Raw genomic sequence first — 23196 nt, 5'->3', positions numbered from 1 at the left:
TACGGGGGCTTACATGCAGGTTTCAAGACGCGCTCTGGTCGATCCCTTCATTGTGATGGATGTGATGGAAAAGGCGCGCGCCGCCGAGGCGGCGGGGCGCAGCATCATTCATATGGAGGTGGGACAGCCGGGCACACCCGCGCCCGCCGGGGCCCGCGCCGCGCTGGCGCAGGCGATGGAGGCAGGTGCGCTTGGCTACACCGTGGCGCTGGGTCTGCCGGAACTGCGGGCCGGGATCGCCGGGCTTTACAAGCGCTGGTATGGCGTTGATCTGAACCCTGAACGGGTGGTGGTGACGGCGGGGTCTTCCGCCGCCTTCCTGCTGGCCTTCACTGCGCTCTTCGATGCGGGCGACCGCGTGGGGCTGGGTGAGCCGGGATATCCGAGCTACCGGCAGATCCTGCGCGCGCTGAGCCTGACGCCGGTGGGCATTCCTGCGGCATCGGAAAACCGGCTTCAGCCGGTCGCTGCCGATCTGGACGGGGTCGATATGGCGGGGATGATTGTCGCCAGCCCCGGTAATCCTTCCGGGACCATGCTGTCGCATGAGGCGCTGGCGTCCTTGATCGGATATTGCGATCAGCGCGGGATCAGCTTTGTCTCGGACGAGATCTATCACGGGCTGCATTATGGCGACCGCGCGGTCAGTGCGCTGGAAATCAGCGATGATATCTATGTCATTAACTCGTTCTCCAAATATTTCAGCATGACGGGCTGGCGCATCGGCTGGATGGTGGTGCCTGAGGATCATGTCAGGGTGGTGGAACGTCTGGCCCAGAACATGTTCATCTGCCCGCCGCATGCGAGCCAGATTGCGGCGCTGGCCGCGCTCGACTGCATTGACGAGCTGGAGGCCAATCGCGCGGTCTATGCCGAAAACCGCCGCCTGATGCTGGAGCACCTGCCGCGTGCGGGGTTTGACCGCATCGCGCCACCGGACGGCGCGTTTTATATCTATGCCGATGTCAGCCATCTCACCGACAATTCACTGGCTTTCGCGGCGGAGCTTCTGGAACATGCCGGGGTGGCGGTGACGCCGGGGCTGGATTTCGACCCCGTGCGGGGCGGGCAGACCTTGCGGTTTTCCTATGCGCGGGCGACGGCGGATATTGCCGAAGGGTTGCGGCGACTGGAAGAGTATATGGCGCGGCGCGGCTGATCTGTCGGCTGCTTCAGGCGAGGATATTTGGACCAATATGAATGGGGGCCTGATGCGCGTTCTGGTGCTGGCGCTGGCGATGATCTGGGCGGGATTCGGCGCAGTGGCGCAGGAACTTTCTGCGCTGGCGCGGCTGGTGCCGGAGGACTCGCGCATCGAGACCACGCCGGATGGAACGGTGCGGCTGTCGCTGGGCCTGAGCCAGCCGGTGCCGTGGCGGGTGCGGGTGATGGCCGATCCGCCGCGGCTGGTGATGGATTTCCGCGAGGTGGACTGGCAGGGGATTGGCGGTGTTGCGCATCCCGGTTTGACGGACCTGCGGGCCGGCGTGTTCCGGCCCGGCTGGTCGCGGCTGGTGGCGGAACTGCCGGGGCCGATGCTGGTGGCCGAAGCGGGAATGACCACGGAAGGTGCCACGCGGGTCGAGGTGGAGCTGCATCCCGCAGATGCGGTGGTCTTCGCGGAAAAGGCCGCCGCCCCAGAGCCGCCGGGTTGGGCACTGCCGCCGCCTGCGGATGTGCCCAAGCCCCCCGCACCGGGCAGCGGGGCGCTGGTCGTGGTGCTGGACCCCGGCCATGGCGGCATTGATCCGGGGGCCGAGCGGGACGACGCGACCGAGGCCGCGCTGGTGCTGCGGTTTGCGCGTGAACTGAAAGAAGCGCTGCTGCGGCAGGGCGGGTTCATCGTGGTGATGACGCGCGAAGAAGATGTCTTCGTGCCGTTGGAAACCCGCATTTCCATCGCGCGGGCCGCCGGGGCGCATGTCTTCCTGTCGCTTCATGCCGATGCGCTGGCCGAGGGCGAGGCGGTGGGGGCCACAGTCTATACGCTGTCCGACGATGCCTCGGACCGGGCGGCGCAGACGCTGGCGGAACGGCATGACCGGGCGGACCTGCTGGCCGGCATCGATCTGACCGAACAGGACGATCTGGTGGCGGGTGTGCTGATGGATATGGCACGGACCGAGACCATGCCGCGGGTCGAGCGGCTGAGTGATGCGCTGGTCACGGCGATCAAGGCGGCGGGGCTGCGGATGCACCGCCATCCGAAGCAGGAAGCAGGGTTTTCGGTGCTGAAATCGCCCGACATTCCTTCGGCATTGATCGAACTGGGCTTCCTGTCCTCGGCCCGCGATCTGGCACGGTTGCAGGATGCCGAGTGGCGGGCCAAAATGGCGGGGGCCATCGTGGCCGGGCTGAAGGACTGGGCGGCGAAGGATGCGGTTCTGTCGGGGATGACGGGCCAGTAAGCCAGACGTGACCGGGCAGGCGGCGAGATTGTGCCGGTGCGGGCGGTGCAAGGTTTTGACCTTGACCCGCGCAGCGCCTATATGGGGGCCACGGCTCGGACGGGGGTAAGACGTGCTGCGATTTGTCGGATCCTTTTTCGGTGCGATCTTCACACTGGTGACGCTGGGCCTGTTGTTCGTGGCCCTGTCCATTGGTGCGGTCTTCTATATGTATTCGCGCGACCTGCCGAGCCACGAGAGCCTTGCGCAGTATACGCCCCCCACCATCAGCCGGATTTATGACGGCGAAGGCCGTATGATCGACGAATTCGCCGAGGAACGGCGGCTGTTCGTGCCGATCGAGGATGTACCCGATCTGGTGAAACACGCCTTCATCTCGGCCGAGGACAAGAATTTCTATACCCACAAGGGCTATGATGCGCGCGGTATTCTGGCCGCCGCCATCGAGGCGGTGAAGTCGCGTGGCCAGAATGTGCGTGGTGCGTCCACCATCACCCAGCAGGTGATGAAGAACTTCCTGCTGGGCGGTGAGCGCAAGGCCGAACGCAAGATCAAGGAAATCATCCTCGCCACCCGGCTGGAGGAGACGCTGTCGAAAGACAAGATCCTTGAGCTTTACCTGAACGAGATTTTCCTCGGGCAGAACTCTTACGGCGTGGCGGCGGCGGCGCAGACCTATTTCAACAAGTCGCTGGCCGAGCTTGCGCCGCATGAGGCGGCCATGCTGGCCTCGATGCCGCAGGCGCCGGGCGAATATCACCCGGTGCGCGCCAAGAAGCGGGTGACCGAGCGGCGCAACTATGTGCTGCGCGAGATGTGGCAGAACGGCTATATCGACGAGGCGACCTACCTGCGCGAAAAGGACATGCCGCTGAAATCGGTGCAGAACGGCGATTATCCGGCCTTCCGCACCGCGTTGCCGCCGCGTGACTATTTCACCGATGAAATCCGGCGCCAGCTTTCGGGCAGCTTTGGCCATGACGAATTCTTTGGCGGCGGTCTGGCGATCAAGGCGACGGTCGATCCCGATTTGCAGGGGGTCGCGGCCAAGGCGCTTCGCAACGGGCTGGAACGCTATGACCGGGCGCAGGGCGTGTGGCGCGGCACGGGCGAGAAGATCGGGCCGGAGCATCTGACCTCCGAAGCCGACTGGCGCGCCGCGCTTTCCGAGGCCAAGGTCTCGCGTGACATCGAGGGCTGGCATCCGGCGGTGGTGCTGTCGCTGGGTGAGAAATCGGCGCGCATTGGCATCGAGGGCGTGGATGAAGATGAGGACGGCCATTTCATCCCCGCCGAGGATGTGACCTGGGCGCGCAAGCGCCTGCCCGGCGGCAAGCTGGGTCCAAAGGCCAAGGTGGCCTCGGATCTGCTGGACGTGGGCGATGTGGTGCTGGTGCGCGCCATGACCAACGACGGCGATGGCAGCTTCAAGCGCTGGACGCTGCGGCAGGTGCCGCAGGTGCAGGGCGCCTTCATGGCGATGGATGTGTTCTCAGGCCGTGTGCTGGCAATGCAGGGTGGCTTTTCCTATCAGGACTCGGTCTTCAACCGCGCCACGCAGGCCACCCGTCAGCCGGGGTCCAGCTTCAAGCCCTTCGTCTATGCCGCCGCGCTGGACTCGGGCTTCACGCCCGCGACCATCGTGGTCGATGCGCCGATCGAGCTGAACACGCCGCAGGGCCTGTGGCGGCCGAAGAACGCCTCGAACAAATTCTATGGTCCCACGCCCCTGCGCACCGGGATCGAACAGTCGCGGAACCTGATGACCGTGCGGATCGCGCAGGAAATCGGGATGGAGACGGTTGCGGGCTATGCCGAACGCTTCGGCGTTTATGACCGGATGCAACCCTTCCTGTCGAACGCACTGGGCTCGCAGGAGACCACGCTGTTCAAGATGGTCGCGGCCTATTCCATGTTTGCCAATGGCGGCGAGCGGGTGGAGCCGACGCTGGTGGACCGCGTTCAGGATCGCTATGGCAAGACGATCTACAAGCATGATCCGCGCAAATGCGAGGATTGCAGCGCCCCGGCGCTGCCTGCTGGCGAGGCTCCGCATGTCAGCTCCACCCGTGATCAGGTGATGGACCCGATCACTGCCTATCAGCTGACCTCGATGATGCAGGGTGTGGTGCAGCGCGGCACGGCGCGCGGTATCAACCTGCCGGTGCCGGTGGCGGGCAAGACCGGCACCACCAACGATGCCAAGGATGTGTGGTTCATCGGCTATACCTCGAACATCGCGGCGGGCTGTTATATCGGTTACGACAACCCGCGCACGCTGGGCGGTCGCGCCTCGGGCGGTGGACTGTGTGGTCCGGTCTTTGAAAGCTTCATGCGCAGCGCCATCAAGAAATACGGTGGCGGCAAGTTCGCCGTGCCGCCGGGCGGCTATTTCGTGAAGATCGACCGTTTCACCGGCGCCCGGCTGCCGGACAGCGCTACCGGCGACAATGTGGTGTCGGAGTATTTCCGCGAGGGCGAAGATCCGATCTTCGGCATTGGTGCCATGGTGGACGGCGGCTTTGCGATGGGGGCCAATCTGCCGCTCTTTGCGCAGGGCGAGGTGGAATCCGGCTCTGCCACTGTCACCACCGCCACAGGCAAGAAAAAGGTCATTCCCAAGAAGGCCGATTTCGGCACGCTGTCCTCCGGCGGACTTTACTGATCTGCTGCCGTGACCCCGCCCTTGCCGGGCGGGGGGCAAGGCGTTATTACCCGGCGCCGGACGCATCGCGCGTCCCGCTGTCCATCCGATACGAGAGATCCCGCCATGCGCGCCGAAACCCAGACCCAGGCCGAAACCATCCGCAAGTCGCTGGCGCTGCTGGCGCAACGGATGGATTACGAGACGGCGCCGCACCGGCTGGAAGAATTCAACGCCATGATCGAGGACCCGAACCTCTGGAACGATCCGGCCAAGGCGCAAAAGCTGATGCGGGAACGCCAGATGCTGATGGATGCCATCGGCACCTACCGGATGATCGACAGCGGGTTGAACGACAATCTGGAACTGATCGAACTGGGCGAACTGGAGGGCGATGCCGAAATCGTCGCCGAGGCCGAGGCGGGCATCAAGGCGCTGGTGCAGACCGCGCGCGAGAAAGAGCTTGAGGCGCTGCTGGATGGCGAAGCCGACAGCAACGATACCTTCCTTGAAATCAACGCGGGCGCGGGAGGCACCGAAAGCTGCGACTGGGCCAGCATGCTGGCGCGGATGTATACCCGTTGGGCGGAAAAGAAGGGCTACAAGGTCGAGCTTCAGTCGATCTCCGAAGGCGAGGAAGCGGGCATCAAATCGGTCGCCTACAAGATTTCCGGCCATAACGCCTATGGCTGGCTGAAATCGGAAAGCGGCGTGCACCGGCTGGTTCGGATTTCGCCTTACGACTCGGCGGCACGGCGGCATACCTCGTTTTCCTCGGTCTGGGTCTATCCGGTGGTGGACGACAATATTGAAATCGAGGTTCTGCCGAACGAGATTCGTATCGACACCTATCGGTCGTCGGGCGCGGGCGGCCAGCACGTCAATACCACAGACTCGGCGGTGCGGATCACCCACCTTGCCACCGGCATCGTGGTGACCAGTTCCGAAAAATCGCAGCACCAGAACCGCGACATCGCCATGAAGGCGCTGAAATCGCGGCTGTACCAGATGGAGCTGGACAAGCGGAACGCCGCGATCAATGCCGCGCATGAGGCGAAGGGAGATGCGGGCTGGGGCAACCAGATCCGGTCCTATGTTCTGCAACCCTATCAGATGGTCAAGGATCTGCGGACCGGAGTGGAAACCTCGGATACCGACGGGGTGCTGAACGGCGATCTGGACCGCTTCATGCAGGCGACGCTGGCCATGGATGTGGCGGGCAAGAGCCGCGCCGAGGCGACCGCCGAGGATTGAGGCGGCGCTCGGTAAACTCGTGCTGTAATTACATCTTTTCGATTGCGACGACCCGCGCGTAAGGTTCCCCCAAGAGGGAGGACATTATGACGCATGTCGAGACCGGGCCGCCGCATGTGCCCGAAATCAACGAGGTGAGCTTCGCCGATCTGGGCGCGAGCCTGCGCGCGGGCTGGCGCGATTTTCGCGCGGCGCCGGTCTATGGCCTGGCCTTCGCTTCGGTCTATGTGCTAGGCGGCTGGCTGGTGGCCTGGGCGCTGACGGCGCGGGGTCAATTGTGGTGGACGCTGCCCGCCAGTGCCGGTTTCCCGATCCTCGGGCCCTTCATTGCCTGCGGTTTCTATGAAATCTCGCGGCGGCTGGAGACGGGCGAGGCGCTGGACTGGAGTGGCATCGCCGGGGTGATCTTTCGCCAGAAGGACCGGCAGATCCCGTCGATCGCGGCGGTGATCGTGGTGTTCTTCCTGTTCTGGAACTTCCTCGCCCACATGATTTTCGCACTGTTTCTGGGCACGGCGACACTGACCAATGTGTCCAGCTCGCTGGGCCTGTTCCTGACCGCGCAGGGGCTGATGATGCTGGCAGTGGGCACGGCCATCGGCGCGGTCTTTGCCACGCTGCTGTTTTCACTGACGGTGGTGAGCCTGCCGCTGTTGCTGGAGCGTGAGGTGGATTTCGTCACCGCCATGCTGACGAGCCTTGCGCTGGTGCGGGAAAATCCGGTGGTCATGCTGGGCTGGGGTGCCTTCATCGCGGTCACGCTGTTCGTGGCGATGATCCCGGCCTTTCTGGGGCTTCTGGTCGCGCTGCCGGTGCTGGGTCATGCCTCGTGGCATCTGTATCGGCGAGCGCTGAGCTGACCGCGTGCCGGGCGGTGCGGACGGCATTTTGAGTATTTGGGCAAGAAGCAGGACGGCAAACCATCAGGGGCGCCCGCTGGCGCCCCTGATGGTTTCTCGGGATATGGCCCGATCAGTCTTCTTTCGGGCCGGTGATGGCCTTCACGCCGTTCAGCGGATCGTCCTGCCGCTGCACCGAGCCTTCGAAATGCGCGCCCGATTCGATGGCGATGGTCTTGTGGATGATGTCGCCTTCAACCCGTGCGGTGGAGGTGAGGCGGACTTTCAGGCCACGCACGCGGCCGATGACGCGGCCGTTGACCACGATGTCATCGGCCACGATCTCGCCGCGGATGGTGGCGGTTTCGCCCACGGTCAGCAGATGGGCGCGGATGTCGCCCTCGACCGTGCCTTCCACCTGAATGTCGCCGGTGGTGCGCAGATTGCCGACCACCGTCAGATCGGAGGACAGCACCGAAGCATTGGGCTTGGCCTTCACCGCCGAGGCGGAGAAATCCATCGCAGGCTTGGTGGCAGGCAGATCCGCGGGCTTGGCCTTTTCGCCTTCAACCTGTTTCGGACCGGGTTCGTTGATTCTGCTTTTAGAAAACATCGCTCGCTGCCTTGATGAAGGTCATCGGGTTGACCGGACGGCCCCCGACATGGACCTCGTAGTGAAGATGTGTGCCGGTGGACCGGCCTGAATTGCCCATATCACCGATCCGGTCGCCGCGCGATACCCTTTGGCCCACGCTGACGCGGATTTGCGACATATGACCATAAAGCGTTTCCAGCCCGAAGTCATGGCGGATCTTCACCATGCGGCCGTAACCGTTGCTCCACCCGGCATGAACCACCACGCCATCGGCGGTGGCGCGGATCGGTGTGCCGTAGGGGCCTGCGAAATCGAGGCCCGCGTGCATCCGGGTGCCCGCACCCTTTGGATCGCGGCGATATCCGAAGCCCGAGGTGAAGCGGTAGTTGCCCGAGGGAATCGGGTTGGCGAAAGGCGATTTTACCGCCGCCAGCCGATAGAGGTTCATCCGGTCCAGCCCCTGAAGAATCGCGTTGGCGCGCTGTTCATCGGGGCTGAGTGTGGTGCCCTTGGTGGAAACGAAGGGCATCAGCGGGCCGCCCTGACCGGAATAGCCGCGTTTCACCTGTTTCAGCAGATCATCGGGCGACATGCCTGCGGCGCGGAACATCTTGTCCAGCGGCCCCATCGAGACGGTCACTGCCTCTTCCAGCCGGGCGAAGATGGCGTCGTTGCGCAGCTCCAGCTCTTCCTTCGACCGGGTGATGGCGGCGGTTTCGTCGCGGGCGGCTTCGGCCACGCGGGCCATCTCGTCACGCTGCTTCGCGGTATCCCCAAGCGCGCCGGACATGATGTCGAGTGTCGCCAGCGCGTCGCGGGCGCGACCGGCCTCGGTATGGGTGCCACCGGCGCTGGCCAGTTCGCTGCGCGCCTTTTCGGTGGCGGCGCGGGCCTCGTCGCGTTCCTTGATAGTGCGGCGGAGCGTGTTCTGGATCACGTCGATGCCGGTTTCCAGCTCTTTCCGGCGATCTTCGGAGGCGAGAAGCCGGGCCTGCATGTCGCTGACCTCGGCCAGGGCGAGGTTGAAGCGGTCCTGTGCATTGACGGCTTCTTCGGCGCGACGGTCGCGGTCATTCGACAGCATGGTCAGGCGTTCCTCGAACAGCGCTTGCTGGCGCAGCGACTGGTCGCGGTCGGACCCGGCTGAAATGCTGTCCATCAGCAGGATCGAGGTTGCGATGAAGGTCCAGGCCACCAGAAGCCCACCGCCCGCAAGGGCGATGGCCTGTGTGGCGGGACGCAGGCGTATGAAGCGGGTGGCGGTATCCGATTTCAGGAACAGGCGCTGCTCGGGCAGATAGCGGTCGAGCGTTGCGTTGATCCGGTAGGCGAGACGCGTCAGCACACGGTTTTCCATTTTTGTTGCGGCAATGGAACCGGATACAAGTCTTGTCCCCGGTTTCCCGGCCATCGGCACACTATGGCACCGTTGATCCCCGCCGAAGTGATTAAGGCGGGGCCGGTGCGGTCGCAACAAATTTGAACCGCGAGCGGCGATAGCCAGCCATTGCTGTGCGAAAATCGGCAATATCCCGCCGATCAATCGACGGGTTCGTCCTTCCCGGTCAGTGGCCAGTAGAAGTCGGGCGGCAGACCCGCTTCGGCGCGCTTTTCCTCGTTGAAGGGCGGCTTCAGCGCGCCATGGAAATACTGGCGCACAAGGGCGTGGAAGACATCCTTCGGGTCCAGCCCGTCGCGGCCACAAAGCCAGTTGAACCATTTGGAGCCATAGGCGACATGGCCCACTTCTTCGGCATAGATCACTTCCAGCGCGGTGACGGTCTGTTCCTCCCCGGCGCGGCGGAAGATGTCGATCATGCCGGGCGTGACGTCGAGGCCGCGCGCCTCCAGCACCATGGGCACCACGGCGAGGCGGCCGAACAGGTCTTCCGCCGTGTCAGAGGCCGCGCGCCACATGCCGGCATGGGCGGGCAGCGCGCCGTAATGGCTGCCCATCGCCTCAAGGCAGTCGCATATCAGGTTGAAATGATTGGATTCCTCTGCCGCAGCCTTTACCCAGTCATCATAGAATCCGGGGGGCATGGCGATATGGCCGAAGCGGGCGATGATGTCCCAGTGCAGGTCCACCGCGTTCAGCTCGATATGCGCCACCGCATGCAGCAGCGCGATGCGGCCCTGCGGGCTGCCGGGGCGGCGGCGTGGCACGTCGCGCGGGTCCAGCAGGTCTGGTTGTGCGGGGCGGGCGGGATGCGGCGGCGGTATGGCCGTGCCAACCGGAATCGGCGTTCCGGCGGCACGGGCGGCGAACCACGTCTCGGCATGGCGCCGGGACAGCGCGCATTTGGCACGGCCGTCGGCGGTGGTCAGCACCTCGACCGCCATTTCGGCAAGCGTGGTCATAGCGCGCGTGCCGCCTCCAGCACTTCGTCAGCGTGACCCGCGACCTTCACCTTGGGCCAGACCTGCGCCACGCGCCCTTCTGTGTCGATCAGGACGGTGGTGCGCTCGATCCCCATATAGGTTTTGCCATACATGCTTTTCTCGACCCAGACGCCATAGTCCTCGCAGGTCGTGCCGTTTTCATCCGAGGCCAGCGCGATCCCCAGCCCGTGCTTGGCGACAAATTTGTCGTGTTTCTTGACGCTGTCCTTGGAAATTCCGATGACCATGGCTCCGGCGGCGTCGAAATCACCGGCGCGGGCGGTGAAATCCAGTGCCTCGGTCGTGCAGCCGGGCGTGTCGTCCTTGGGGTAGAAATACAAGACGACCTTGCGCCCCTTCAGGGCGGAAAGGCTGATCTCGCCGCCGCCATCACGGGGCAGAGTGAAATCGGGGGCTTGTGTTCCGGGGGTAAGTGTCATGGGCGGCTCCATGCCAATGCTGTGAAGATGCTTGGGGTTTTAGTTGCCTTCGGGCAAAGATAAAGGCAACCCCGGCGAAAAAGGCCGAATGCCGGAAAAGACGCAGGCATGACCGACGAGACCAAGCCAGAGGAAGAGACCCGCGCGCCATCGCGCGCGCCGCGCCGCGCCATGCGGTTCGGCCTCTGGATGCTGCTGAGTCTTGCCTTCGTGCTGGCGCTGGCCGGGTTTGGTGTGCTGGCGCTGACCGGCAAGCCGATCCGCCTGCCGGTGTGGGCGGTGGCGGAGGCTGAGGCGCGGTTGAACGATGCGCTGCCGATGGGCGACAACAACCTGTCCATCGGCGGGGTCGAGATCGCCGTCGGCCGCGACTGGGTGCCACGCCTGCGGCTGGAGGATCTGCGCCTGACCCGTGCGGGCGGGCGGCCATTGTTGCGGCTGCCCGAGGCGCGCGTGGCCTTTGATCCGCTGGGGATTGCGGAATTCCGGCTGCGTCCGGCCTCGGTCGTGCTGTCAGGGGCTTCCGTGCGGCTGCGCCGCGATGTGCAGGGCCGGTTCGACCTTGATCTGGGCGAGGCAGGGGCCGGGCCGCAACTGGGCAGCCTTGCCGAGGTGATGGCGGCGCTGGATGCCGTTTTCGCCCGCCCGCAGATGGCGGCCTTGCAGGAGGTCACGGTCGAGGCGCTGTCGCTGCGGTTGGATGATGCCCGCGCGGGCCGGGTCTGGCAACTGGGCGACGGGCGGGCGGTGCTGGTCAACGCGGCCGAGGGGCTGGCCGCGGAGATGAGCTTCAGTCTGGGCAGCGGTGCCGATCTGGCACAGGCGCAGGTTCAGGTGCAGACCGACCGTGGCGCGGCAGGGGCCAGGCTGCGTGCCACGGTCGAAGGCATCGCCGCGCGCGATCTGGCGGTGCAGGCGCCGGTTCTGGGGTTCCTCTCTGCGCTTGACGCGCCGATCTCCGGGCGGCTGAACGGATCGGTCGGGGCGGACGGGCAGGTTGCCGGGCTGGAAGCGGAACTTGCGCTTGGCCCCGGAGCCTTGCAGCCCAGCCCGGAAAGCAAGCCCGTGGGGTTCGAGTCCGCGCGACTGGCCTTGTCCTTTGATCCGGCGCGTGAACGCATCGACCTGACGGAAATCGCGGTGCAAAGCCGGTCGCTGCGGCTGGGCGCGACGGGGCATGTCTATGCGCCGGGGGTGACGACGGGCCGCCCATCGGCATTTCTGGCGCAGATCGCCTTTTCCGAGGTGAAAGTGGATCCCGAGGGCCTGTTCGTCGAACCTGTCACCTTCAGCAAGGGGGCACTGGACCTGCGCCTGCAACCCGATCCCTTCCGGCTGGAGGTCGGGCAACTGACCCTGCTGGAGGAAGGACGGCGGCTTGAGGCGAAGGGCTCGGCCCGCGCCGATGCGACGGGCTGGCATCTGGCGCTGGATCTGGCGCTGGATGCGATCCGGCATGACCGGCTGCTGGCGCTCTGGCCGGTGTCGGCGGTGCCCAAGACCCGCGAATGGCTGGTCGAGAATGTGCAGGAGGGGTTGCTGCGCAATGTGAAGGTCGCCTTGCGGCTGGAACCGGGGGCCGAGCCGCGCCTTTCGCTGGGATATGATTTCGCCGGGGGCGACGTGCGTTTCCTCAAGACCCTGCCACCGATCCGGCAGGGCGATGGCTATGCCACGATTGAGGGTAACAGCTATACCATGGTGCTGGATCGCGGGCAGGTAACGCCGCCCGAGGGTGGGCGCATCCAGATGGACGGCTCGATCTTCTCGGTTCTGGACATCCTGCAAAAGCCCGCACAGGCCGAAATCCAGCTGCGCACGAAGTCCAGCCTTACCGCAGCCCTGTCACTGCTGGATCAGGAGCCGTTCCGTTTTCTGACCAAGGCCGGGCGGCCGGTTGCCTTGGGGGAAGGGCGGGCCGAGGTTTCGGCCGTTCTGCGCCTGCCGCTGGTGCCGCATATCCTGCTGGAGGATGTGTCCTATCGGGTGGAAGGCGATCTGACCGATGTGCGTTCTGCCGTGCTTGTGCCGGGCAAGCAACTGACGGCGGATGCGCTGCGCCTGACGGCCGGGCCTTCGGGGCTGGAAATCAGCGGCAAGGGGCGCGTCGGGGCAGTGCCTTTCGATGCCACCTACAAGCTGCCCTTCGGGCCTGAGGCGGGCGGGCGGTCCTCCATCGCCGGAACTGTGGAGCTATCGCCGCGCACGGTGTCCGAATTCTCGCTGGGTCTGCCGGAGGGCATGATCTCGGGCCAGGGCAGCGGGCGCTTCACGCTGGATCTGCCGAAGGGCGGCGCGGGGCGGTTGTCACTGAGTTCCGACCTGCGGGGGCTGGGGCTGGCGGTGCCGGAAATCGGCTGGCGCAAGGCGCCCGGTGCGGGGGGCAAGCTGGAAGTTGCCGCGACTTTGGGCCAGCCGCCGCAGGTGCAGGCGCTGTCCCTGCAAGCGCCGGGGCTGAGCGTGAAGGGCGATGTCGCTTTGCGCAGCGGCGGCGGGCTGGACCGCGCGCGCTTCACCAGTGTCAAGGCTGGCGACTGGCTGGATGCCCCGGTGACGCTGAACGGGCGGGGCAAGGGCCGCGCCGTCGGGGTCGAGGTCACGGGGGGCCGCATCGACCTGCGCCGGCTGCCCGCGCGCGCAGGCGGCGGCGCGGCGGCGGATGGCGCGCCCATGCGCGCCACCTTGGACCGGGTGCAGGTGACGGACGGCATCGCGCTGACCGGGCTGCGCGGAGAGTTCACCTCACGCGGTGGCTTTGGCGGCACCTTCACCGGACGGGTGAATGGCGGGGCAGCGGTGCGTGGCACGGTCGCGCCGATGAAGGGCGGCAGCGGCATCCGCATCACCTCGGACGATGCCGGGGGAGTGATCGCTTCGGCCGGGATCTTTGAAAATGCGCGGGGCGGGGCACTTGACCTGCAACTGGTGCCCGTCGGGGCCAACAGCTATGACGGCATCGCCACCGCCCGCAACTTCCGCGTGACCAATGCCCCGGTTCTGGCCGAATTGCTGTCGGCCATCTCGGTCGTCGGTATTCTCGAACAATTGAACGGCGCCGGGCTGGTCTTTGCCGAGGCAGATGCGCAGTTCCGCTTGACACCGGCAGGGGTCGAGGTCAGCAGGGGCGCCGCCGTGGGCGCATCCATGGGCGTCTCTGCCGCTGGCACGTTCGACAGCCGCAACAAGCGGTTGAACCTGCAAGGCGTGATCTCGCCCATCTATCTGCTCAATGGCATCGGTTCGGTTCTGACACGCAAGGGCGAAGGCTTGTTCGGCTTCAACTACCATATCCGCGGCACCTCGGACCGCCCGGCGATTTCGGTCAATCCGCTGTCGATCCTGACGCCGGGGATGTTCCGTGAAATTTTCCGCCGCCCGGTGCCGAAGCTGAGACAGGACCAATGAAACTTTCCGATTTCGATTTCGACCTGCCAGAGCATCTGATCGCCACGCGCCCGGTGAAACCGCGCCCCGCCGCGCGGTTGTTGCTGGCCGAGGGCGATGCGATCCGTGATTTGCATGTGCGCGATCTGGTGACGCTGCTGAAACCCGGCGACCGGCTGGTGCTGAACAACACCAAGGTCATTCCCGCCCGGCTGAGCGGCACGCGATGGCGCGAGTCTGCGCAGGGCAGGGTTTCGGCGAAGGTGGAAATCACCCTGCTGGAACCCGTCGCTTCGGGCGGCTGGCGGGCGCTGGCCAAACCCCTGCGCAAGCTGGCAGAGGGCGAGGAGATCGTGTTTTCCGATCGGCTTGCGGCATCGGTTGCCACCAAGGGTGACACGGATGTGGTGCTGGAATTCAACCTGACAGGCCCGGATTTCGATGCCGCCCTTGCGGCGGCGGGACAGATGCCGCTGCCGCCCTACATCGCCGCGAAACGCGCCCCTGATGCGCAAGACCATCAGGATTACCAGACCGTCTTCGCCCGCCATTCCGGCGCGGTCGCGGCGCCGACCGCCAGCCTGCATTTCGATGCCGATCTTCTGGCGGCCTTGCGCGCGCGCGGGGTCGATTTCACCGAAGTCACGCTGCATGTCGGCGCCGGCACCTTCCTGCCGGTGAAGGTCGAGGACGTGACCACCCATCGCATGCACGCGGAATGGGGCGAGGTGTCTGACGCTGCGGTTGCCGAGATCACGGCCACCAAGGCCGCGGGGGGGCGGGTGATCCCGGTCGGCACCACGGCGCTGCGGCTGATCGAAAGCGCGGCGCAGGGCGGGAAGCTTGCGCCATGGCGCGGCGAGACCGACATCTTCATCTATCCTGGCTTCACCTTCCGCGTGGCCGACGGGCTGATGACCAATTTTCACCTGCCGAAATCGACACTGATGATGCTCGTGTCGGCCCTGATGGGGCGTGACCGGATCCTGCGGATCTATGATCATGCCATCTCCTCGGGCTATCGCTTCTTTTCCTATGGCGATGCCTCGCTGCTGTTGCCGGGGTGACGGGGCTGCCCGTCAGGGCGTCGCCCGTGTTACACTTCTGTGCCTGAACCCCTGCTAGACCTGCCTGCTGTTACCTGACCGGAGTCCGCCATGCCCAATGTCATCGCCTCGTCCTGGCCCCTTCTGATGGGCGTCATGCTGCTGATGGTCGGCAATGGCATGCAGGGCACGCTGCTGGGGATTCGCGGCACGATGGAGGGGTTCCGCACCTATGAACTCTCCATCGTCATGTCGGCCTATTTCGCGGGTTTCCTGTTCGGCTCGCTGACCGTGCCCGACATGATCCGCCGCGTCGGTCATGTGCGGGTGTTTGCGGCCCTCGGGTCGGCGATTTCGGCGGTGCTGGTGCTTTACCCCGTGGCACCCGACTGGATCGTCTGGGCGCTGTTGCGCGTGCTGATCGGGTTCAGCTTCTGCGGCGTCTACATCACCGCAGAAAGCTGGCTGAACAACACCGCGACGAACGAGACACGGGGGCAGGCGCTGTCGGCCTATATGATCGTGCAGATGATCGGCATCATCTCGGCCCAGATCCTGATGAATGTGGCCAGCCCCGAAAGCTTTACCCTGTTCGTGATCCCCTCGGTTCTGGTGAGCCTCGCCTTCATGCCGATCCTGCTGACGGTGACGCAGACCCCGACCTTCGAAAGCAACAAGCGGCTCAGCTTCCCGAAACTCTGGCGCATTTCGCCCTTGGGCTGCATTGGCATGATGCTGACCGGCGGCATCTTCTCGGCCATGTTCGGGATGGCCTCGGTCTGGGGGGCGAAAAGCGGGCTGAGTGTTCAGGAAATCTCGATCTTCGTCGGCGCCATGTATGTGGGCGGGCTGATCCTGCAATACCCGATCGGCTGGCTGTCGGACCGGCGCGACCGGCGCGGGCTGATCCTGTGGCTTGCCGCCGCCGCCGCCGCAATCATGGCACTGGCCGCGGTTTTCGCTTTGCCTTTCGTCGGCCTGATTGCTGTGGCCATGGTGCTTGGGGGGATTGCCAACCCGCTTTATTCGCTGCTGATCGCCTATACCAATGACTTCCTGACCAAGGATGACATGGCGGCGGCATCGTCCGGGTTGCTGTTCCTCAACGGTCTGGGCGCGATCTTCGGCCCGCTGCTGACCGGCTGGATGATGGAGGTGATCGGCCCGCGCGGCTTCTTCCTGTTCATCGGGCTGAACTTCTTCGGCCTTGCCGCCTATGCTGGCTGGCGCATGACACGCCGCGCGGCGCCCGGCGTGACCGGCGCCTATGCGGCGGTGGCGCCCACGGCTTCGGCCCTGGCGGTCGGCGCGGTGATGGAAGAGGCCGACACGGGCGAGCCGTCGTTGCCGCAACCCTGACTTGCGGCCCGCCGGAAAGCCTGTCACCCTGCCCGGACGCGACAAGGGCAGGGGAGGTTGCGATGTCTGATCCGGTTCAGGTTCTGGATTACTGGCTGGGCGAGATCGGCCCCGAGGGCTGGTATGCCGGGGGCGAGGCGCTGGACGCCGACATCCGTGACCGCTGGCTGGATCTTTGGCAGGCCGCCCGTGACGGCGGGCTGGATCATTGGGCCGCAGGCCCTGCCGGGGCGCTGGCGCTGCTGGTGCTGACCGACCAGTTTTCCCGTAACATGTTCCGGGGCGAGGCCACAGCCTTTGCTACTGATCCGCTGGCCCGCGACGTGGCGCGCAAGGCCGTGGCGGCAGGTTGGGATCTGGAGGTTCCGACTCCGGAACGGCAGTTCTTCTATCTGCCTTTCGAGCATAGCGAGGATCCGGAGGATCAGGCGCTGGCGGTCAGGCTGATCGCCGAGCGCATGCCCGAAGCGGCGGAAACCCTGCTGCATGCCCGCGCCCATCAGGCGATCATTGCCCGCTTTGGCCGCTTTCCCTTCCGCAATGCGGCGCTGGGGCGGGAGTCCAGCCCCGAGGAAATCGCCTTCATGGAGGGCGGCGGATATGCTTCAACGGTAAACGATCTTCGGGGTTGAGCCATGCGTCAGGCGCAATGGCCCATGCGCTGCGCTGCATTGCTGGGTTGTTTCTGATAGTTTAATGGCAAACTACTTTTCCAGAGGAGGGGAAATATGGCTGCCAAGAGTTTTGATGTCATCGTGGTCGGGGCCGGTCCGGGGGGCTACGTCGCCGCAATCCGTGCCGCGCAACTGGGCAAGAATGTCGCCATCGTCGAACGCGAACATCTGGGTGGCATCTGCCTTAACTGGGGCTGCATCCCCACCAAGGCCCTGCTGCGCTCGGCCGAAGTGTTCCATCTGATGCACCGCGCCAAGGAATTCGGTCTGAAGGCGGACGGGATCGGTTACGATCTGGATGCCGTTGTCGCCCGCTCGCGCGGGGTGGCCAAACAACTGTCGGGTGGTATCGGCCATCTGATGAAGAAGAACAAGATCACCGTCTTCATGGGCGCGGCCACGCTGCCGGCCAAGGGCAAAGTCTCGGTCAAGACCGACAAGGGCACCGAAGACCTGACCGCCCCCGCCATCATCCTCGCCACTGGCGCGCGTGCCCGCGAGTTGCCGGGGCTGGAGGCCGACGGTGATCTGGTCTGGACCTACAAACACGCCCTGCAACCCAAACGCATGCCGAAGAAACTGCTGGTCATCGGTTCTGGCGCCATCGGCATCGAATTTGCCAGCTTCTTCAATACGCTGGGCGCCGAGGTGACCGTCTGCGAGGTGATGGACCGTGTGCTGCCGGTGGAGGATGCCGAGATCAGCGCCTTTGCGAAGAAAGCCTTCGTGAAACAGGGCATGAAGATCCTCGAAAAGACCACGGTGAAGAAGCTGGATCGCAAGCCGGGCGTGGGCGTCACCGCGCATCTGGAAGATGCCAAGGGCACAACCACGGCCGAGTTCGACACAGTGATTTCCGCCGTGGGCATCGTCGGCAACGTCGAAAACCTCGGGCTGGAGGCTCTGGGCGTCAAGATCGACCGCACCCATGTGGTGACCGATGAATATTGCCGCACCGGGGTCGATGGCCTTTATGCCATCGGCGACATCGCGGGCGCGCCCTGGCTTGCCCACAAAGCCAGCCACGAAGGCGTCATGGTGGCCGAACTGATCGCGGGCCAGCATCCGCATGCGATCAAGCCCAATTCGATCGCCGGCTGCACCTATTGCCACCCGCAGGTCGCCAGCGTCGGCCTGACTGAACAAAAGGCGAAGGACGCGGGCTACACCGTGAAGGTCGGCCGCTTCCCCTTCATCGGCAACGGCAAGGCTATCGCCCTTGGCGAGGCGGAAGGCATGATCAAGACCGTCTTCGACGCGAAAACCGGCGAGCTGCTGGGCGCCCATATGGTCGGCGCCGAAGTGACCGAGCTGATTCAGGGCTATGTAGTCGGTCGCAGCCTCGAAACCACCGAGGAAGACCTGATGAACACCGTCTTCCCGCATCCCACGCTCAGCGAGATGATGCACGAGGCCGTGCTGGACGCCTACGGTCGCGCCCTGCATATCTGATCCGCCGCCGGTTTCATCTGTTCACAAATATCCTCGGGGTGAATTGCAGAAGGCAAGAGGGGGCGGAAAGCCCCCTTTTTCCTGTCGGTCGCCTCTGGCTTCGGACGCAGGTGCGGGCTAAGCCTGAGGTATGAAAACCCATTCCGCTTTCTGGCTGGTTCTGGCGCTCTGGGGCGCGGGGCTGGGGGCCGCCGCGCAATTCGGCAAGATCGGGGTGATCTTCGATCTGGCGCCCGCGCTTTATCCCGGTGCGGGCCCGCTGGCGCTCGGGCTCTTCGTTTCAATCGTCGGCGTGCCGGGGCTGATTTTCGGCACCACGGCGGGGCTGCTGGTGCAGGGGCTCGGCTATCGGCGGGTGCTGGTGGCGGCGCTGCTGGCAGGCGCCGTTCTGTCGCTGCTGGAAAGCCTGTTCCCGCCGCTGCCCGTGATGCTCGCCCTGCGTGTGCTGGAAGGGCTGAGCCATCTGGCCATCGTCATCGCTGCCCCGGTGATGATCGCGCAGACCGCGCCGCCGGCGCGGCTGGGACTGGCGATGGCGCTGTGGTCCACCTTCTTCGCCTTCACCTTCACCGCGCTGGCGCTTTTGGGTCGACCTTTGGCCGAGGTGGCGGGGCCGGGTGCCTTGTTGCTGGCCCATGCCGTCTGGATGGCGGCTTTCGCGGCGCTGCTTTGGCGGATGCTGCCCGAGGATCCGCCACGACCCCGCACGCCGCTGTTTCCCGGCGGGGTGCTGCGGGCGCATCTGGCGATCTATGCCTCACCGTTCATTGCTGCGCCTGCCACGGGTTTCGTTTGCTATACAGCCACTTACGTCGCACTGTTGACCCTGCTGCCGCCGCTTGCGGGCGACAGCCTGCATGCGCTGATGGCAAGCCTTTTACCGCTCGTTTCCATCGCCGGGTCGCTGACGCTGGGGGTCTGGCTGATGGGACGCTTCGGCGCTGTGCGGGTGGTCATGCTGGGCTTTGCGCTGGCGGTGGCGGGCGCGGGGGCGCTCTGGCTCGGCTGGCCGTCCGAGCCGCTGCGGCTGATCGCAAGTCTCTGGATCGGCGGGGCGCTGGGTCTGGTGCAGGGGGCGAGCTTTGCCGCCGTGCCCGCGCTCAACGCCAGCGCGGGCGAGCGCACACTGGCGGCAGGGGCTATTGCGCAACTGGGCAATGTGGGCACTACGCTGGGCACACCGATCCTGTCGGCGCTGATCCTCGCGCAAGGCGTGATGGCGGTGCCTGCTTTCGTCGCACTCTGTTCTGCCGCCGGGATCGCCTTGCATCTGGTGCAGGGCGCAAGGCGGGCGCGTCAGACTCGTTCGACCACGCCGCCACCCGCCTGCCAGTGACCGAGGCCCCCAAGGTTGTAGACCTCAGTATAGCCCATGCCCAAGAGCGTATCGGCGGCCATGCCCGACCGGCCGCCCGAGGCGCAGTAAAGGCAGATCGGGGTGTCCAGCGCCACGCCCTTGGGCAGATCGGCGGCGCCCGGTGCCATACGGCTTTGCAGCGCCATCAGCGGCACATGCACTGCACCCTTGGCCTTGCCGCTGGATTTCAGCTCGGAAATGTCGCGCACGTCGATCAGCACCAGATCGCCCTTGGCGGCGCGCGCCACGGCATCGACCGGGCTGATGGGTTTGCAACGATTGGCAGAGGGTTTGAGGAAGGAAAACATGCGCGGCTCCGTCTTCGGAATTGGGCTTATTTGTATTCAAATAAATGAATGTGATTGCTTTGCAAGAGGATCAAATCTTTCTCTGCCCACAAAACCGTGACTTTTGCGGAAAATCATAAAAGTTCACTAATTGTTCACGTTTTCCGGTTGGCGATTCCCCGGCGATGCCTTAAATCTTGGCCGTCTCAGTGAGGTCGGTCATGGCGGAACAGAAGTTCATCGAGGTGCGCGGCGCGCGCGAGCATAATCTGAAGGGCGTGGATCTGGACATCCCGCGCGACCAGCTTGTCGTTATCACCGGCCTGTCGGGTTCCGGCAAGTCCAGCCTCGCCTTCGACACGATCTATGCCGAAGGCCAGCGCCGCTATGTCGAAAGTCTGTCGGCCTATGCGCGGCAGTTTCTTGACATGATGGGCAAGCCGGATGTGGACCATATCTCGGGTCTGTCGCCGGCCATTTCCATCGAGCAGAAGACCACGTCGAAAAACCCGCGCTCGACCGTCGGCACGGTGACCGAGATCTACGATTACCTGCGTCTGCTATTCGCCCGCGTCGGCACCCCCTACAGCCCCGCCACCGGCCTGCCGATCGAGGCGATGCAGGTGCAGGACATGGTGGATGCCGTACTGGCGATGGAGGAAGGCACGCGCGCCTATCTGCTGGCCCCGATTGTGCGCGACCGCAAGGGTGAATACCGCAAGGAATTCCTTGAGCTTCGCAAGCAGGGTTTCCAGCGGGTCAAGGTGGACGGGCAGTTCTATGAGCTGGACGAGCCGCCGACGCTGGACAAGAAGTTCCGCCATGACATCGACGTGGTGGTCGACCGCATCGTGGTGCGCCCCGATCTGGCGACGCGGCTTGCCGACAGTTTCCGAACCGCGCTGGATCTGGCGGATGGCATCGCCGTGCTGGAAACCGCGACCGACACACCGGAACGCAAGACGTTTTCGGAAAATTTCGCCTGTCCGGTTTCGGGCTTCACCATCCCCGAGATCGAGCCGCGGCTGTTTTCCTTCAACGCACCCTTCGGGGCCTGCCCGGCCTGTGATGGGCTGGGGGTGGAGCTGTTCTTCGACGAACGGCTGGTGGTGCCCGACCAGAACCTGACGCTGGCGCAAGGCGCCATCGCGCCCTGGTCGAAATCAAAAAGCCCGTATTTCCTGCAAACCATTGAATCACTGGCGAAGCATTACAACTTCGACCGCAAGAAAAAGTGGAAAGACCTGCCCGAAAAGGTGCGGCAGGTGTTCCTTTACGGCTCGGGTGGCGAGGAGATCGAGTTCCGCTATGACGAGGGTGGCCGCATCTATCAGGTGACACGCACCTTCGAGGGGGTGATCCCCAATATGGAACGCCGCTACCGCGAGACCGACAGTTCCTGGTCGCGCGAGGAGATGGAGCGCTACCAGAACAACCGCCCCTGCGGCACCTGTCACGGTTACCGGCTGAAACCCGAGGCGCTGGCTGTGAAGATCGGCGGTCTGCATGTCGGCGAGGTTGTGCAGATGTCGATCCGCGAGGCGCATGCCTGGATCGGCACGGTGCCGGATCACCTGACCAACCAGAAGAACGAAATCGCTCGCGCCATTCTGAAGGAAATCCGAGAACGCCTTGGTTTTCTTGTGAATGTCGGTTTGGATTACCTGACTCTTTCGCGCAATGCGGGCACGCTGTCGGGTGGTGAAAGCCAACGTATCCGGCTGGCGAGCCAGATCGGTTCGGGCCTGACCGGCGTGCTTTATGTGCTGGACGAGCCTTCCATCGGGCTCCACCAGCGCGATAACGACCGGCTTCTGGGCACGCTGAAGGGGCTGCGCGATCAGGGCAATACCGTGCTGGTGGTCGAGCATGACGAGGATGCGATCCGCGAGGCGGATTACGTCTTTGACATTGGCCCCGGTGCCGGGGTGCATGGTGGCCGCGTGGTGGCGCATGGCACGCCCGAGGCCATCGCCGCAGATCCCGCCAGCCTGACCGGGCAGTATCTGGCGGGCCAGCGCGAGATCGCGGTGCCAAAGGACCGGCGCGACGGGAACGACAAAAAGCTAACTGTTGTAAAGGCTTCGGGCAATAACCTGAAGGATGTGACGGTGGATTTCCCGCTGGGGAAATTCGTCTGCGTGACCGGCGTGTCGGGCGGCGGCAAATCGACACTGACCATTGAAACGCTGTTCAAGACCGCCGCGACGCGGCTCAACGGTGCGCATGAGACGCCCGCGCCCTGCGAGACGATCAAGGGGTTCGAACATCTGGACAAGGTGATCGACATTGACCAGCGGCCCATCGGCCGGACACCGCGGTCGAACCCCGCCACCTATACCGGCGCCTTCACTCCGATCCGCGACTGGTTCGCGGGTCTGCCGGAATCCAAGGCGCGCGGCTACCAGCCCGGTCGGTTCAGCTTCAACGTCAAGGGCGGGCGCTGCGAGGCTTGTCAGGGCGATGGCGTCATCAAGATCGAGATGCACTTCCTGCCCGACGTCTATGTCACCTGCGAGACCTGCAAAGGCCACCGCTATAACCGCGAGACGTTGGAAATTCGCTTCAAAGGCAAAAGCATCGCCGACGTTCTTGACATGACGTGCGAAGATGCGCGCGAATTTTTCAGCGCTGTTCCGGCGATCCGCGACAAGATGGAGGCGCTGTGTCAGGTGGGCCTTGGCTATATCAAGGTCGGCCAGCAGGCGACAACGCTGTCAGGCGGCGAGGCGCAGCGGGTGAAGCTGTCAAAGGAGTTGTCCCGTCGGGCGACCGGGCGCACGCTCTATATCCTCGACGAACCCACTACGGGCCTGCATTTCGAGGATGTGCGCAAGCTGCTGGAAGTGCTGCACGAGCTGGTCGAACAAGGCAATACGGTGGTGGTGATCGAGCATAACCTTGATGTCATCAAGACCGCCGACTGGATCATCGACATTGGCCCCGAGGGTGGTGATGGCGGCGGGCGGATCGTGGCGACCGGCACACCGGAACATGTGGCACAGGTCGCGGAAAGCCATACGGGCCGTTACCTTGGCCCGATGCTGATGCCGAAAAAGGTGGCGGCGGAATGAT

Annotated in this window: 17 protein-coding genes; 12 read left to right on the top strand and 5 right to left on the bottom strand. The window is 64.6% G+C overall.

Annotated elements, in window-relative coordinates:
* Nucleotides 1–13 precede the first annotated feature (13 nt).
* The 5 genes from D2N39_RS01220 (at nt 14) to D2N39_RS01200 (ending at nt 7166) form a co-directional block, all read left to right on the top strand.
* Nucleotides 14–1159, top strand: coding sequence for a pyridoxal phosphate-dependent aminotransferase (locus D2N39_RS01220; RefSeq protein WP_119133315.1), 1146 nt, complete (start codon nt 14–16; stop codon nt 1157–1159).
* 52 nt (nt 1160–1211) lie between these two features.
* Complete coding sequence (locus tag D2N39_RS01215; protein ID WP_119133314.1) at nt 1212–2408, top strand: N-acetylmuramoyl-L-alanine amidase; 1197 nt, start codon at nt 1212–1214, stop codon at nt 2406–2408.
* A gap of 112 nt (nt 2409–2520) precedes the next feature.
* On the top strand, nt 2521–5073 hold the full coding sequence (locus D2N39_RS01210) for a penicillin-binding protein 1A (protein ID WP_119132983.1): 2553 nt from the start codon (nt 2521–2523) through the stop codon (nt 5071–5073).
* Nucleotides 5074–5178: 105 nt separating this feature from the next.
* The gene (prfB, locus tag D2N39_RS01205) at nt 5179–6306 is read left to right on the top strand and encodes a peptide chain release factor 2 (RefSeq protein ID WP_119132982.1); all 1128 of its coding nucleotides are present in this window, start codon (nt 5179–5181) and stop codon (nt 6304–6306) included.
* A gap of 86 nt (nt 6307–6392) precedes the next feature.
* Nucleotides 6393–7166, top strand: coding sequence for a DUF2189 domain-containing protein (locus D2N39_RS01200; protein ID WP_119132981.1), 774 nt, complete (start codon nt 6393–6395; stop codon nt 7164–7166).
* Between the two features lie 112 nt (nt 7167–7278).
* Here the strand turns inward: D2N39_RS01200 and D2N39_RS01195 are convergent, their stop codons facing one another.
* The 4 genes from D2N39_RS01195 to bcp all read right to left on the bottom strand — a co-directional run bounded on the left by D2N39_RS01195 (nt 7279) and on the right by bcp (nt 10562).
* Nucleotides 7279–7758, bottom strand: a complete 480-nt coding sequence (locus D2N39_RS01195) for a bactofilin family protein (RefSeq protein WP_119132980.1) — start codon at nt 7756–7758, stop codon at nt 7279–7281.
* Nucleotides 7748–9085: a M23 family metallopeptidase gene (locus D2N39_RS01190; RefSeq protein ID WP_119133313.1), complete on the bottom strand. Its 1338-nt coding sequence runs from the start codon at nt 9083–9085 to the stop codon at nt 7748–7750. The genes D2N39_RS01195 and D2N39_RS01190 overlap by 11 nt, the downstream gene beginning before the upstream one ends.
* 194 nt (nt 9086–9279) lie before the next feature.
* On the bottom strand, nt 9280–10101 hold the full coding sequence (locus D2N39_RS01185) for a ferritin-like domain-containing protein (protein ID WP_119132979.1): 822 nt from the start codon (nt 10099–10101) through the stop codon (nt 9280–9282).
* Entirely contained in the window at nt 10098–10562 is a 465-nt protein-coding gene (gene bcp, locus D2N39_RS01180) for a thioredoxin-dependent thiol peroxidase (RefSeq protein WP_119133312.1), read from the bottom strand. Before bcp ends, D2N39_RS01185 begins: the two co-directional genes overlap by 4 nt.
* Before the next feature lie 108 nt (nt 10563–10670).
* Between bcp and D2N39_RS01175 the strand changes: the two genes are divergently transcribed.
* The 6 genes from D2N39_RS01175 to D2N39_RS01150 all read left to right on the top strand — a co-directional run bounded on the left by D2N39_RS01175 (nt 10671) and on the right by D2N39_RS01150 (nt 19813).
* On the top strand, nt 10671–13967 hold the full coding sequence (locus tag D2N39_RS01175) for a YhdP family protein (RefSeq protein WP_233557018.1): 3297 nt from the start codon (nt 10671–10673) through the stop codon (nt 13965–13967).
* The gene (gene queA / locus D2N39_RS01170) at nt 13964–15013 is read left to right on the top strand and encodes a tRNA preQ1(34) S-adenosylmethionine ribosyltransferase-isomerase QueA (RefSeq protein ID WP_119132978.1); all 1050 of its coding nucleotides are present in this window, start codon (nt 13964–13966) and stop codon (nt 15011–15013) included. Before D2N39_RS01175 ends, queA begins: the two co-directional genes overlap by 4 nt.
* 90 nt (nt 15014–15103) lie before the next feature.
* A complete protein-coding gene (locus D2N39_RS01165) occupies nt 15104–16351 on the top strand; it encodes an MFS transporter (protein WP_119132977.1) in 1248 nt (415 codons plus the stop codon).
* Nucleotides 16352–16413: 62 nt separating this feature from the next.
* Nucleotides 16414–16983, top strand: a complete 570-nt coding sequence (locus D2N39_RS01160; RefSeq protein WP_119132976.1) for a DUF924 family protein — start codon at nt 16414–16416, stop codon at nt 16981–16983.
* A gap of 96 nt (nt 16984–17079) precedes the next feature.
* Nucleotides 17080–18477 (top strand): dihydrolipoyl dehydrogenase, encoded by a 1398-nt coding sequence (gene lpdA / locus D2N39_RS01155; protein ID WP_119132975.1) that lies wholly within the window; start codon nt 17080–17082, stop codon nt 18475–18477.
* A 130-nt stretch (nt 18478–18607) separates the two neighbouring features.
* Nucleotides 18608–19813, top strand: a complete 1206-nt coding sequence (locus tag D2N39_RS01150; protein ID WP_119132974.1) for an MFS transporter — start codon at nt 18608–18610, stop codon at nt 19811–19813.
* Here D2N39_RS01150 and D2N39_RS01145 read toward each other — a convergent pair.
* Nucleotides 19774–20142, bottom strand: coding sequence for a rhodanese-like domain-containing protein (locus D2N39_RS01145; RefSeq protein WP_119132973.1), 369 nt, complete (start codon nt 20140–20142; stop codon nt 19774–19776). The genes D2N39_RS01150 and D2N39_RS01145 overlap by 40 nt on opposite strands.
* A 200-nt stretch (nt 20143–20342) precedes the next feature.
* Between D2N39_RS01145 and uvrA the strand changes: the two genes are divergently transcribed.
* Complete coding sequence (gene uvrA, locus D2N39_RS01140) at nt 20343–23195, top strand: excinuclease ABC subunit UvrA (RefSeq protein ID WP_119132972.1); 2853 nt, start codon at nt 20343–20345, stop codon at nt 23193–23195.
* Nucleotide 23196 lies beyond the last annotated feature (1 nt).

The organism is Gemmobacter lutimaris (assembly GCF_003570715.1).
GTDB classification, from domain to species: domain Bacteria; phylum Pseudomonadota; class Alphaproteobacteria; order Rhodobacterales; family Rhodobacteraceae; genus Gemmobacter; species Gemmobacter lutimaris.
The sequence above is the reverse complement of the archived record's forward strand: the minus strand, read 5'-3'. Positions and strand labels throughout refer to the sequence as shown.

Excerpts from the sequence above, each read along its gene's own strand:
- D2N39_RS01220 (WP_119133315.1), top strand. The coding sequence starts at position 14 with ATGCAGGTTTCAAGACGCGCTCTGGTCGATCCCTTCATTGTGATGGAT.
- D2N39_RS01215 (WP_119133314.1), top strand. The coding sequence starts at position 1,212 with ATGCGCGTTCTGGTGCTGGCGCTGGCGATGATCTGGGCGGGATTCGGC.
- prfB (WP_119132982.1), top strand. The coding sequence starts at position 5,179 with ATGCGCGCCGAAACCCAGACCCAGGCCGAAACCATCCGCAAGTCGCTG.
- D2N39_RS01200 (WP_119132981.1), top strand. The coding sequence starts at position 6,393 with ATGACGCATGTCGAGACCGGGCCGCCGCATGTGCCCGAAATCAACGAG.
- D2N39_RS01195 (WP_119132980.1), bottom strand. The coding sequence starts at position 7,758 with ATGTTTTCTAAAAGCAGAATCAACGAACCCGGTCCGAAACAGGTTGAA.
- D2N39_RS01185 (WP_119132979.1), bottom strand. The coding sequence starts at position 10,101 with ATGACCACGCTTGCCGAAATGGCGGTCGAGGTGCTGACCACCGCCGAC.
- bcp (WP_119133312.1), bottom strand. The coding sequence starts at position 10,562 with ATGACACTTACCCCCGGAACACAAGCCCCCGATTTCACTCTGCCCCGT.
- D2N39_RS01175 (WP_233557018.1), top strand. The coding sequence starts at position 10,671 with ATGACCGACGAGACCAAGCCAGAGGAAGAGACCCGCGCGCCATCGCGC.
- queA (WP_119132978.1), top strand. The coding sequence starts at position 13,964 with ATGAAACTTTCCGATTTCGATTTCGACCTGCCAGAGCATCTGATCGCC.
- D2N39_RS01165 (WP_119132977.1), top strand. The coding sequence starts at position 15,104 with ATGCCCAATGTCATCGCCTCGTCCTGGCCCCTTCTGATGGGCGTCATG.
- D2N39_RS01160 (WP_119132976.1), top strand. The coding sequence starts at position 16,414 with ATGTCTGATCCGGTTCAGGTTCTGGATTACTGGCTGGGCGAGATCGGC.
- lpdA (WP_119132975.1), top strand. The coding sequence starts at position 17,080 with ATGGCTGCCAAGAGTTTTGATGTCATCGTGGTCGGGGCCGGTCCGGGG.
- D2N39_RS01150 (WP_119132974.1), top strand. The coding sequence starts at position 18,608 with ATGAAAACCCATTCCGCTTTCTGGCTGGTTCTGGCGCTCTGGGGCGCG.
- D2N39_RS01145 (WP_119132973.1), bottom strand. The coding sequence starts at position 20,142 with ATGTTTTCCTTCCTCAAACCCTCTGCCAATCGTTGCAAACCCATCAGC.
- uvrA (WP_119132972.1), top strand. The coding sequence starts at position 20,343 with ATGGCGGAACAGAAGTTCATCGAGGTGCGCGGCGCGCGCGAGCATAAT.